This is a genomic window from Nocardia barduliensis (assembly GCF_013315795.1).
GTDB lineage: Bacteria > Actinomycetota > Actinomycetes > Mycobacteriales > Mycobacteriaceae > Nocardia > Nocardia barduliensis.
This window is the reverse complement of sequence record NZ_JABLTE010000029.1, coordinates 25,151-37,143: the sequence shown is the minus strand read 5'-3', so window position 1 is coordinate 37,143 and position 11,993 is coordinate 25,151. Positions and strand designations below refer to the sequence as shown.

The window sequence follows — 11,993 nt, the reverse complement described above, 5'->3', positions numbered from 1 at the left end:
GCGTCGACGACACCGAGAGAAGACATTGTCCTACCGGACCCCCCTGATTCGGGGGCATGCCTTCCCCTCGCTGGGAAGGGCGACTATTGCGCGCGGCGGTTACCGCTGTGGCGAAGTCAGCGTCGGCTTGTGCAGGTCGAAGTAGGCGACCTCGTCCATCAGCCGGTTCTCCTCCTCGAACAGCGACCGCAGATCGTCGGGGATCTCCATCTTCTCGTGTTCGCGTGCCTCGGCTTCGGAGGTGAAGTACACCGCCTCGACGAATCCGTCGTCGCCGTAGGTCCCCAGCGTGCCACCGAGGATCTCCGGGCGAACTTCGTGCAGCCGGTCGCCGGCCTGGGTCAGGATCTCGCGAATCCGGCCCGCGTCATGGGTGTGGCCCGCCATCACCTGTACGAATCCGGCGCGATCGGAGCCGCCGCCCATCCACTGCGTGACATCGTCGCAGTCCATGAACGTGACCGGTCCTTCGAAGCACTTCTCGGTCTCTTCCCACCAGGCGCGCTGTTCCGGGCGCTCGCTGTTGCGTCGAGCGGCGGCCTCGGATTCGAATCGGGCCAGTGCGAGGAAGGTCCCGTCGTCGCACAGCCCGCTCGTCGTGCCGAGATAGCCGACGGCTCCCGGCTGCAGTTCCTCGTTCCACCGATCCATGCACTGACGCAGTCGGGCCGGGTCGGCGGCCTTGCCTTGAATGACTTGGATGAACATCGGTTCCTCCTGAGGCGGAGATCACTCCGCGGTGCCGCCGGGCCGTCACATCGTGGTCCACCGAGGGTGTGACACCGCACGGCCCGCGACCGCGGCCGGCGCACAGTCAATCGTTCGCCGCTCGGTTGCCGCACGCAAGTGCCCGACCACGGCCTGAGTCGTCGGCGAACCGGTCGGCCGACGCCGTGCCGATCCGCTCAGGCGGCCGGGAGGGGCGTGTGCGCGCGGCAGGCGCCTGCGTCGTCGCGCTCGGCGATGCGGACGAACAGCCGCAGCAGCACATCGCGCAGGCTGATGCCCAGCTCGGCGGCGCGGATCGCCGCCAGCTCGAGTGCGAGGTCGTTGGTGAGCGTGCCGGGATCGCTGAGCATTTCGTCGAGCACCATCCCGCTCACGGCCTGTGCGCGAGTCAGGGTTACGGTGGGCAGCCAGCTGAGTTCCCAGGCCGCGCCGGAGGAAAAGGAAAGCCGCCGAGCGCTTTCCGGGGTGATGTCGCTGGTGATGATCGAATCGGTGATGTCGAGTGCCATGATCCGCTCTCATTCACTCTGTTCTTCGGGTCGACGCGGACCCGCCCGCTCGCCGGGGTGCGGTGACCGTGCTCGGTCACGGCCCGAACGCGGTGGCTTCGTCCGTGCCTGAATTGCTGAGTGCCCGAATGCTTCGGGGGATCGGCGCGAGTGATAGTGGGATGGTCACACCTGGCCGGAGGCTGTGCCTGCGCGGCCCGGCCCGCGCCACGAGGAGGTATCCGTGTGGGCACCTCCTAGAGTTATCGGGCCACCGAGGCCGGCAGGGGAAACCCTTGCGCCGACGCGGAATTACGGTGACTTCGATATCCAGGCTAAGTATGGCCACCTCATGCTGTCAACGAAGCTTTAACGCTTCGTGATGATACTTGTTGTGCTTCTATGCTCCGAAATAATCATGTAGTTCAGCATATGGCAGGGCCCCGCGCGATTATCGTTTCTCACTGGTGAGTGGAGCCAGCGAAGCGCCTTTCTGAGCGCATGTGGCAGTGTTGCCTCGCGCGGCTCGGAATCGCTCGCCGCTCGAACGGATCTCGCGTTGACAACGAAATTCGGCGAACGCGTTTCATCGGACACCGCTTGACACTTGATGATTAGAATGTCGCATCGTGATACTCCGCGAGCAGGCGTATGCAAGATGCAGGATGGGAGGCACGGCATGGCTGACTCGGGCTCGGACGAGCAGGTCGGCAACCTGATCCGCAGGCTACGCCTGGAACGCGGATACACCCAGGCGGCGCTGGCCACCCGAGCCGGATGCTCCCGCAGCCTCATTCAGCAGATCGAGAACGGCAGCCGCGTTCCGCCGCTCGCGCTGCGGGAACGGTTGAGCCTGGCCCTCGGCGCGGAACTGCCGACCGACGGCAGTGCCGATCCCGCGACCGATCCGGCCAGCAGCGCCTACTACGACCTGCGGATGCGGTTCAACGTCCTGCTCGGCAAAGACCCCCAATCGGTCGCGCGCGCACTGGATATCGCGCAGAGCCTGATCGACGCCTCCGGCGCGCGAGCGGAGATCGAGCCGTTGCGCCTGATCGCCGATCGGCAGCTGGAGCGGGCCGAGGAGATCCTCGCGCAAATTCCTTCGCGCAGCGCCACGGTATGGGAATGGAACACCGTCACCGACTGGCTGACGATCCTGGAGCAGGCCACCACGTCGGTGCGCGCGATCCACACGGCCGACCTGGGCACGATCGGCGGTGACGTAGGCGACGACTATCACGCGGCGATCCTGCGCCTCGCGGACAAGGCCCACCCGCCGAAGATCGATGTGCGGCGGATGTATGTGCTGGACGACATCTCGGACGTCTGGCCCTATGACGACAAACTGTGGAAGCAGGCCCGCTCGGGTGTGGAGAGCGTGCTGGTCAAGCGCGAGTACGCGCGCAACGCGCAAAGCATGCTCGTGGTGGACGACCGCTACGTCGCGGTGGGCGAATACGACTACTCGCGCCAGGCCAGGGTCGCGACGCGTTTCTCGGTGCTGAAGCACGACGTCGCGTTCGCGGTCCGGCGGTTCGAGAAACTCTACGACCTCAGACGCGCGGGGACGGCCATCGTGGTCGACCAGATCGTCGCGCAACCGCCGCTGGCGGAGTACGAGCGCCTCGCCGAAGGCAACTGCCGCAGTCTGTTCCGCGCCGCACTGCAGGAGAGGTGGAAGGCCATGTCGACACCGGGGGACTCTTCAGAAGGCGAGGTGCCGTGACCCGGAGCCAGGTGCTCACCGATCCGCTCGCCGACCTGGCGACGCTGACCAACCGCTCGGAGGCCAGGAAACGGGAAGTGCGCGGGCGCCTTCCCCGGGACGCGTGGTTCGCGGGGACCGGTGGTCGTCGCTACACCGGCGTCATCGACGCCTATCACGGGGAAACGGGCCGCGCGCCGGACGCGCACGCCGTCGCGGCCCTGGACCGAGCGTGGCGGGAGAGCCTGCACATCGCGCCGCCGGCCGAATATCTCGACGGGCGGCTGTACGACAAGCGGCAGCCGCTGATCCTGCGCGAGCTGGCGGCCCGCAGGCTTTTCGACCGTCTGTCGCATCCGGTGGAAGGGGTGCCGGGGGTCCGGGTGCGCGCGGAGGAGGTGATCGTCTGCCCGTATTCCAGCACCATGCTGCTCGAGGAGGCCGTCGCCACCCTGGCCAGACCCGGCGGGGTCATCGTGTGCCCGGAGGGGTTCTACAAGAGCTCCAGCATCCACGTCGAGAAATTCGGCTTGCGGATCGTGTCGTGCCCGGTGGCTCCGGACGACGCCTTCAAGATCGACCCGGTGCGGCTGGCTCGCTGCCTCGACGAGCTGCGTGCGACGGGTGAGCTGTGTGGCGTGCTGCTCACGCTGCCGGGCAACCCGGTGGTCGCCGACTACACCGCTGCCGAGCTGGCGCAGATCGGGCGGGTGCTGCTGGACTGCGGTGTGCCCGTCATCTGCGACATGGCCTTCGACCGGCTGGTGATCTCGCACATTCCCATCGCCGCGCTGCACGTGGAGACCGAGCAGGGCGTCCGGCGGCTCTACGACGTGGTGCTGACCCTCACGGGTAACTCGAAGGGCTACAACGCCTTCGGTCCGTGCAAGATGGGCGCGGCATGCACCGGCGACATCGCGTGGCTGGATCGGATCCGGGAACGGCTCACCATCTCCTTCCAGCGCGAGACCACCCACCTGGCCCGCGCGATCCTGGAGCACACCCCCGAGGACTACTTCGAGCACAACCACACGCTGATGCGCGCGCAGATCGATCGGGCGTGCGGCCACATCGCCGCGATCAACGCCCGGCTGGGCGCCGATGTGCTGCGGCCGCTGGGCAGCCCGGAAGGAATGTTCGTCTCGGTCGTGTTCGATCGCGCGCTCCTGGACCGGGCGGGCGTGCGCACCAGTGCGCAGGTGGAGGACCTGGTGCTCGCCGCGGCAGGCGTCGACAGCGTCGCGCTGGACCGGACCGGTTCGCTGCGCCCCGGCATCCGGCTGAACGTCCTCGCCCCGCGCAAAGCGCCGCGACACGAATCGCCCGCTCTGCTCGAGGAGCTGTTCGACCGGGTGGAGCAATTGATCCGGGACATCGTCGACGGACTCACCTACCGCGATGCACTCGCCGCCCGCGGCCTGACCGCTCTGACCGTTGAACCGGAGGCCGCGCGGTGATCGTCGGGGTGCTGCGCGAGACGGCACCACGGGAGGTCCGGGTGGCGCTCACTCCCGAGGGCGTGCACACGCTTTCCACGGCGGGCCTTCACGTCGTCGTGGAGGAAGCTGCCGGGCAGGGGGCGGGTTTCGCCGACGCGGCTTACACCGCGTCCGGGGCGGACGTCGTCGCGGATCGCGTGGCGGTCTTCGAGCGCGCCGACATCGTGGTGTGGGTGAAACCGCCTGCGTACGCCTTGGATTCGATGCCGCTGCGAGCGGGGACGATGCTGGTCGGCTTCCAGGATCCGCACTGTCGCCGCGACGAGATCGACCGGTTGTGCGGTCGCGGCATCGAGTCGGTCGCCTTCGACTGGGTGCCGCGGGAGGCCGCGACCACCGAATACGACGCGCTGTCCGCCATGAGCAGGATCGCGGGCGCGGTGGGTTACGCCGAAGGCAGGCGGCTGCTGACCGCGCCGCGTCGCACAGGTCCGGTGCGTGCCCTCGTGCTGGGGTGCGGAGTGGCCGGGCTCGCCGCGATCGCGGCGGCGCGCACGTTCGACGACGAGAAGCCGACGGCGGTCGGTAACCGCATCGAGCAGCGGGCCGCCGCGTCGGAGGCGGGCGCGGGACATTTCGTGCCGAACGGGGACGACAACGCGGCGCTGCTGGAGTGGCTGGCCACGACGCCGCCCGACCTCGTCGTCTGCACCGCGGTGCACCGCGGATCGCGGGCGCCACGCCTGCTCGGGCGGGAGGCGCTGGAGTTGCTCGGCTCGGGAACCGTGGTGGTGGATCTCGCGGCCAAGGCGGGTGGCAACTGCGTCGCCACCGTCGCGGACCGGACCGTCACGCTGCCGGGCGGCGTGGTGGTCACGCATCGCTCCAACTACCCGGCCAGCCGTCCGGCGGCGGCCAGTCAGGCGTACAGCGCGGCAGCGGCCGCCATGGTGCTGCGGATCGGCCGGGAAGCGGCCGAAGTGTCTTGACGCTCGATGAGAACGTGTTCTAATTTTTGGCATGCGCAGATTTGACGGCCGCCGCGTGGTGGTGACGGGAGCGGGCTCCGGCATCGGGCAGGGCATCGCCTTGCGGTTGCTGGACGAAGGGGCGCAGCTGGTCGCCGCCGATATCGACACGGCGGGCCTGGCGGCCACCGCGGCGAAGGCGGGCGACGGCGCCGAACGCCTGCGAACCGTCCGGGTCGACACGGCCGATCCGGAGTCCGTGCGCACGGCGACCGGGGAGGCACTGGAGTTCCTCGGCGGGTTGGACGTGCTGGTCAACGCGGCGGGCATCCTGCGGCCCGCCCGCACGCACGAGATGCCGCTCGAAGTGTGGGACCAGGTGATCAGGGTGAACCTCACCGGGACATTCCTGATGACCCAGGCCGCGCTGCCCGCCCTGCTGGACACCGGACACGGAGTGGTGGTGAACATCTCCTCGACCGCGGCCTTCAGCGCGGCGCCCTACCTCGCCTCCTACGCCGCGTCCAAGGGCGGCGTGAACGCCTTCACCCACGCCATCGCCCTGGAGTACGCCAAGCAGGGTTTGCGTGCGGTGAACATCGTTCCAGCGGGCATCACCAGCGGCATCACGACGAAGTCCATCCTGGATCAGCCCGAGGGGTTCGATCCGCAGCTGTTCTCCCGGATGACCGGTTGGCTCAACGGCGGCGCGCTGGGCAGTCCAAAGGACATCGCCGGGGTGGTCGCCATGGTCGCCTCCGACGACGGGCGCTACATGACCGGCACCGAGATCCGGGTGGACGGCGGCGCGCTGATGTAGTCAGCGAGGGGTCGCGACCAGCAGGTGATGCGGGATCGGCTTGTTCGCCAACCGCCGGTGCTCGACATCGCAACCCGCCTGTTCCAGCGCCGCGATCACCTCCGGCACCGGACGCAGCGTGAAGCCGTAGGACGTGAACGGCAGTCTCGCCATCGCGTCCGGATCGCCGAGACCGATCACCAACCGGCCGCCCGGCCGGACCACCCGGGTCAGCTCGGCGCAGGCCGCGGTCAGATCCGGCACGAAGTAGACGGTGTTGACCGTGATCACCGCGTCGAGGCTGTCCTGCGCGAGCGGCAGCGCGGTGAGCGAGCCCTCCGACAGGCGCAGGCGACCGGAATCGAGGTCGCGCGCGTGACCCGAGCGGGCCCGCGCCAACATGTCGGCGGAGATCTCGACGCCGTGCACCACACCGTCCCCGCCGACCCGATCGAGCAGCAGGGAAAGCCCCGCGCCTCCGCCGAATCCGATGTCGGCGGCGACGCCGCCCGGCGCGACGCCCGCGGCCTCGACCGCCCCGGCGATGGCCGCCCTGTTACCGCGATTGAGCAGGAAGGCGACGCCTTTGCCGAGCACGCCGTGCGGATTGCCGAGCTGACCGGCGAGGGTGGACAGCAGGCGGGCCCGAACGGAGTTCATGGCGTCATCGTATCGGCCCGGCCGTACCGGACGACGCCGCGAATGTCCGAATATTGTTCCCCCGGTGTCCGTTCGGATACCGCCGTTGCCTACCGAAGGAGGGTCGCGATGCGCCGGCCGATGCTCGCTCTCGCCGCCTGCGCGCTGGCTCTGCTACCCGGCCACCCCGTATCGGCCGCCGCGCCGTGGGGTCCGCTCGCACCGCCGAACCCTTTCCTCGGGCCGCCCGGGACCGCGACCATGCACGGCGACGCAGGGTCCTCGGACGCGACCGCGCTCGCCGGGCCAGGCGGCCGCGCCGTAGCGGCGTACCCGCTGGCCTCCGCGTGCCCGACGCTGTTGGAAGGATCGGACCGTCTCGTGGTCGCCCTGTGCACCGCGATCGCGGGACAGACCCCGACGGTGCATCTGCTCGATCCCGCGGCTCCCGGGCCGGTGGCGGGTTCGCTCGCCGCGCTGCCGCTGACCAAAGGCAGCCTGCTCGGCGGCGTCTACGCCTATCTCGACCAGGCCGACCGCTTGGTGGTCGTGGACGGCACCGACCGGCTGCTCCGGATACGGCACGAGCGCGACGCGGCGGGCGCCTGGCGATTGATCAGCGAAGACGTCGCCGATCTCGGCTCGGTGCTCCCGCAGGAAGACGACGTGACCGGACTCGTTCCGGACTGGTCGGGCAACGTGTGGTTCGCGACCGGTGCGGGCGTGGTCGGGTTCGTCACCGCCACCGGTTGGGTGACGGCTCTGGCGCTGCCCGCAGGCGAGAACGTGGCCAACAGCATCTCGGCGGCGCCGAGCGGGCACGTCGCGGTGGCGACGACGCACGCGCTGTACGAACTGCGCGTCGCCGCGTCCGGCGTTCCGGAGATCGTGTGGCGCGCGGCCTACGACCGGGGTCCGGCCCGCAAGCCGGGGCAGCTCAGTTGGGGCACCGGCTCCACGCCCACCTACTTCGGGCCGACGACCGGTGCGGAGTATCTGACCATCGTGGACAACGCCAACGGACCGGTGCACGCCCTGATATTCCGCTCGGGGACCGGCGAATTGGTGTGTGCGTCCCCGGTGCTGGGCGCCGGCGGCCCGGGCAGCGAGAATTCACCGGTGGGGATCGGCCGGTCGGTCTTCGTGGCGAGCACCTACGGATACCCGTACCCGGCGCTGCCCGAGGGCGCGGGACCCGCGGTCCCGGCGAGCGCGCCGTTCACCGGTGGGATGACGCGCCTCGATGTCACCGGCGACGGATGCCGCGTGCGGTGGGAGAACACGATTCGCAGTGCGGCCGTACCGCGCCTGTCCACCGCCGACGGGCAGCTGTACACGGTCGCCCGCGTCGGCGCCGACCACACCACGCCCCTCGACGGATACGCGTTCACCGTCTTGGACCCGGAAACGGGCGCGGTAACCGCCTCGCACCCGCTCCCCGGCACGGTGGTCCACGATCCACTCCAGACCGCGCCGCTGATCACCCAAGACGGCCACCTGCTGCAAGGCACGATCACCGGAATACTTCGCGTGGGCTGACCACGGCGCCGCGAAAGGTGATGCCGGTCACCCTCGAACCTTTCGTCGGCGGATCGTCGTTCCGGCGATGTGCACAGGGGCAACCGAAGAGCCGCGGACGGCGGTCCAACTGTGACGCGCGTCTCTCCAACCAGGGTGCCGCAGCGTGGATTTCGCGAGGTTCCGGCGGGTAGCCGCCGGAGTGAGGCGAAGATCACATACCTCGTTACGGTTGCGGCCGAGGTGCTGAATCCAGCGGACGAACCGGTCGAACCGGCTCCATTTTCGCACCCGGTTAATCCGGAGCCTGCCGGGGAACTGGCCGGTCTTCCTCGCGCGCCACTATGTCCTTACCCGGTTTATTACCGAGTAAACAAACTTGTGGTCTTTTTCTTTCACGGAGTATCGGCAACTGGGATTCCGTGCAAATGAACGTGCAGGTGGGAGCCTATGTCGGTAACCATGGAGGAGTCTATCTTCCGGCTCGGCTAACGCCGGGGAAGAGTTCCGGCGTCATTGCGGAGCTGATTCCGGGCGAGCATTTCGGGGTTGTCGCGGAGGTGGCACCGAGTCATCGAAACGGCGATGGAACGAGGCGCAACCAGTTAGCTGGCGCGGGGTGAAAGCCCGGCCTCACCAGGGTTTGCTGGGGTGCTGCTTTATACGCTTGACCTCGACGGGGAGGGTTGCGTAGGGATAACGATTGTGTAGAGTTGACGGTAACGCTGGCCGCAGCTCGAGCCGGACTCGCTGCGGCCAGCGGAACTCAATTGGGGGACTTCCGAACCGATCTGACGCCTCGTAGCTGTCGATTGTCCCGACTCCGTCGCTCAGCGTGTGCTGAATGTTGGCTGCGTCACAGTGGATAGTTCGTCACTCGTCGTCGCACCACCCCGGTCCGGTTGCGGCGTGACGGCGCGGCGGCCGACGCCGAACACGTACACCAGGAACAACGCCTCGGCAGTGAACCCGATCGCGATGCGGATCGGTGCGGGCAGCGGGCTCGGCGTCACGAATCCTTCGATCAACCCACACACCAGCAATACCCCGACCAGGCCGAGCGCCACGGTCGCGGTCGCCCGCCCCTGCCTGGCCACCGCCTCCACCCGGCTGAGCCGGCCGGGATCGATCAGGGTCCAGCCGAGTTTCAGGCCCGCGCCGCCCGCGACGAACACCGCGGTCAGCTCCAGCGTGCCGTGCGGAAGGATGAAGCCGAAGAACGAATCCAGCCGCCCCGCCTCGGCCATCAACCCCGCGGTGACGCCCAGGTTGAGCGCGTTCATGAACAGCAGGTACACCGCGGGCAGGATGAGGACACCGGTGAACAACGCGATCGCTGCCACCCAGGCGTTGTTCGTCCACACCTGCGCGGCGAAAGCTCCCTGTGGATGCTCCGAGTAGTAGGTCTCGAACGCGCCGCCCGGCGCGGTGAGACCGGCTGTGTCGCGCGGTATCCCGAGTACTTCGCGGGCCGATTCGAACCGATCCACCCAGACGGCCAGGCCCGTCGAGACGACCAGGAATACCGCGGCCACACCGACCCACCACGGCCACGAGCGATACAGCGCCGCCGGGAAGCGGTGGCTGAAGAACCGGCCGATCTCCTGCCAGGTATCGGCTCGCGTGCCGAGCACCCGGCCGCGCGCACGCGCCAGCAGGGCGCTCAGACCGGCGATCAGCTCCGGGTCCGGGCTGTGCGACTGCAGCCGCGCCAACTGCTGCGAGGTGCGGCGGTAGAGCAGGACGAGTTCGTCCGCCTCCGCGCCGGTCAGCTTGCTCCGTTTGGACAGGTAGTCCAGCCGGTCCCACGCCCTGCGGTGCGCCAGGCTGTATGCGTCCACGTCCATTCGGTTGCCTCCCACTCCCGCCGGTCGCAAGAATGCTATCGACATGGCTGAGTTCACCACCGGCGAAGCAGTGGCCCTCGAACTGCCGATCGCCCGGATCCCCACGAGGGCCAGCGCGTTCCTGATCGACGTGCTGGCCCAGTGCACGCTCGGGTTCGTGCTGCTGTTCGCGATCGTCACGCTGCTGCTGCCCGCGGGCGTCGACTCCGCCTGGCTGGACGTGGTGATGCTGGTCACCATCGTGACCGTGCTGGTCGGCTATCCGGTGGCCTGTGAGACCGCTTGGCGGGGACGCACACTGGGCAAACTGATGCTCGGGCTGCGCGTGGTCCGCGAGGACGGCGGGCCGATCGACTTCCGGCACGCGCTCACCCGCGGCCTGGCGGGCGCGATCGTCGATTTCTGGATGCTCGGCGGGTTCGGCGCCATCGCGGTGCTCACCTCGATGTGCTCGCCGCATGCGCGTCGGATCGGTGACGTGCTCGCGGGCACCGTGGTCGTGCACGCGCAACGACCGCTGCCGCCGCCCGCGCTGGCGATCGCGCCACCCTGGCTGACCGCGTGGAGCGCTCAGCTGGACCTCGCCGGGCTGCCGGAGGATCTCGCGTTGGCGGTGCGGCAGTACCTGACACGCTTCCGCACGCTGACGCCCGCGGCGCAACACCAGCTGGGCACGGCACTCGTGACCGAGGTGTGCGGTCGACTGCGGGTCACGCCGCCCGCCGCCTGCCCGCCGCTGCAGATCCTCGGCGCGGTCATCGCCGAACGTCAGCGCCGGGTGCTCCCGCCGCCGGTGTTCCCGGTGTTCCCGCCGCTGCCGCGCGCCGGTCAGCCGTACGCGGCGACGTAGTCGTCGACCTCGCGGACGAAGGCGTCCTGGCGAGCGGGCGTGATCCAGGAGGCGCGGAAGGAGTTCCTGGCCAGTTCGGCCAGCCGCTCGATCCCGAGGTCCGCCTGCTGGGCGAGTGCCAAGTAGTTGTCGGCCAGGTATGCGCCGAAGTACGCCGGGTCGTCACTGTTGACCGTCACGGTCAAGCCGCGGTCGAGCAGACCGACGATCTCCGCGGACTTCATCTGCGCGGTGACGAACGAGTTCGACACCGGACAGCAGGTCAGCGCGATCCCCCCGGACTTCGCCAGTTCCACCAGGCGGTCGTCCTCCACGATGTTCGTGCCGTGATCGAGGCGGTCGACGGCGATGTCCTCCAGTGCCTGGCGGATGTGCTCGATCGAATCCGGCTGGTCGATGTCGCAGTGCATGGTCAGCAGGAACCCTTCGGCGCGGGCGCGCTGGAAGACGGCGGCGAATTTGCTCGGCGGGTTGCCGCGCTCGTCGGAGTCGAGCCCGACGCCGACGATCCAGCTCTTGTAGGGCAGCGCTTCCAGCAGCGTCGCCATGGCGTACTCCGCCGAGTGGTCACGCAGGAAGCACAGGATCAGCTCGGCGGAGATCCCCAGCTCCCGCCGCGCCCGTGCGATCGCCGACCGGTACCCGCTGATCACCGTGGCGAACGGAACCCCGCGCCCGGTGTGCGCCTGCGGATCGAAGAACAGCTCGACATGGCGCACGCCTTGTCGGTGTGCCCGGCGCAGATAGTCGAATGCCAGGTCGTGGAAGTCCTCCGGGCGCTGTAAGACACGCATCGCGGGGTAGTAGACCCGGAGGAACGACGTCAGGTCGTGGAATCGATAGGTCTGCTTGACCTCGTCCACGCTCTTCTCCGGCAGTTCGATGCCGTTGCGCCGGGCGAGCCGGAACTTCAGCTCCGGCTCCAAGGTCCCTTCCAGATGCAGGTGCAGTTCCGCTTTGGGCAATCCGCGGACGAAGGCGGCGAGATCCGAGGCCATGTGCACATGA

At 68.7% G+C, this 11,993-nt stretch carries 11 protein-coding genes; 6 read left to right on the top strand and 5 right to left on the bottom strand.

Going from position 1 to position 11,993, the window contains the following annotated elements; genetic code table 11:
• Positions 1–99: 99 nt before the first annotated feature.
• Together HOV91_RS14830 and HOV91_RS14825 are read right to left on the bottom strand one after the other, a co-directional pair.
• On the bottom strand, positions 100–708 hold the full coding sequence (locus tag HOV91_RS14830; protein WP_174185965.1) for a hypothetical protein: 609 nt from the start codon (positions 706–708) through the stop codon (positions 100–102).
• Positions 709–905: 197 nt separating this feature from the next.
• Positions 906–1,238 carry a hypothetical protein gene (locus tag HOV91_RS14825; protein WP_174185964.1) on the bottom strand — a complete coding sequence of 111 codons (333 nt, stop codon included), beginning with the start codon at positions 1,236–1,238 and terminating at the stop codon, positions 906–908.
• 658 nt (positions 1,239–1,896) lie between these two features.
• Between HOV91_RS14825 and HOV91_RS14820 the strand changes: the two genes are divergently transcribed.
• Genes HOV91_RS14820 through HOV91_RS14805 form a run of 4 tightly spaced genes read left to right on the top strand, consistent with a single transcriptional unit; the run spans position 1,897 to position 6,152 of the window.
• Entirely contained in the window at positions 1,897–2,946 is a 1,050-nt protein-coding gene (locus HOV91_RS14820; protein WP_174185963.1) for a helix-turn-helix transcriptional regulator, read from the top strand.
• On the top strand, positions 2,943–4,382 hold the full coding sequence (locus HOV91_RS14815; RefSeq protein WP_174185962.1) for a pyridoxal phosphate-dependent aminotransferase: 1,440 nt from the start codon (positions 2,943–2,945) through the stop codon (positions 4,380–4,382). Before HOV91_RS14820 ends, HOV91_RS14815 begins: the two co-directional genes overlap by 4 nt.
• Positions 4,379–5,353, top strand: coding sequence for a Rossmann-fold NAD(P)-binding domain-containing protein (locus HOV91_RS14810; protein WP_174185961.1), 975 nt, complete (start codon positions 4,379–4,381; stop codon positions 5,351–5,353). Before HOV91_RS14815 ends, HOV91_RS14810 begins: the two co-directional genes overlap by 4 nt.
• Before the next feature lie 31 nt (positions 5,354–5,384).
• Positions 5,385–6,152, top strand: a complete 768-nt coding sequence (locus tag HOV91_RS14805; RefSeq protein WP_174185960.1) for an SDR family NAD(P)-dependent oxidoreductase — start codon at positions 5,385–5,387, stop codon at positions 6,150–6,152.
• Here HOV91_RS14805 and HOV91_RS14800 read toward each other — a convergent pair whose 3' ends face one another.
• Positions 6,153–6,791: a class I SAM-dependent methyltransferase gene (locus tag HOV91_RS14800; RefSeq protein ID WP_174185959.1), complete on the bottom strand. Its 639-nt coding sequence runs from the start codon at positions 6,789–6,791 to the stop codon at positions 6,153–6,155. It abuts the gene before it with no gap.
• Positions 6,792–6,899: 108 nt separating this feature from the next.
• On the opposite strand from HOV91_RS14800, the gene HOV91_RS14795 reads away from it, so the two are divergent.
• Entirely contained in the window at positions 6,900–8,309 is a 1,410-nt protein-coding gene (locus HOV91_RS14795) for a hypothetical protein (protein WP_174185958.1), read from the top strand.
• Positions 8,310–9,118: 809 nt separating this feature from the next.
• Here HOV91_RS14795 and HOV91_RS14790 read toward each other — a convergent pair.
• On the bottom strand, positions 9,119–10,135 hold the full coding sequence (locus tag HOV91_RS14790) for a stage II sporulation protein M (RefSeq protein ID WP_174185957.1): 1,017 nt from the start codon (positions 10,133–10,135) through the stop codon (positions 9,119–9,121).
• A 43-nt stretch (positions 10,136–10,178) separates the two neighbouring features.
• Here HOV91_RS14790 and HOV91_RS14785 point away from each other — a divergent pair, with 43 nt between their 5' ends.
• The gene (locus tag HOV91_RS14785) at positions 10,179–10,985 is read left to right on the top strand and encodes an RDD family protein (RefSeq protein WP_174185956.1); all 807 of its coding nucleotides are present in this window, start codon (positions 10,179–10,181) and stop codon (positions 10,983–10,985) included.
• Here HOV91_RS14785 and add read toward each other — a convergent pair.
• Positions 10,964–11,983, bottom strand: a complete 1,020-nt coding sequence (gene add, locus HOV91_RS14780) for an adenosine deaminase (protein WP_174185955.1) — start codon at positions 11,981–11,983, stop codon at positions 10,964–10,966. The genes HOV91_RS14785 and add overlap by 22 nt on opposite strands.
• Positions 11,984–11,993 lie beyond the last annotated feature (10 nt).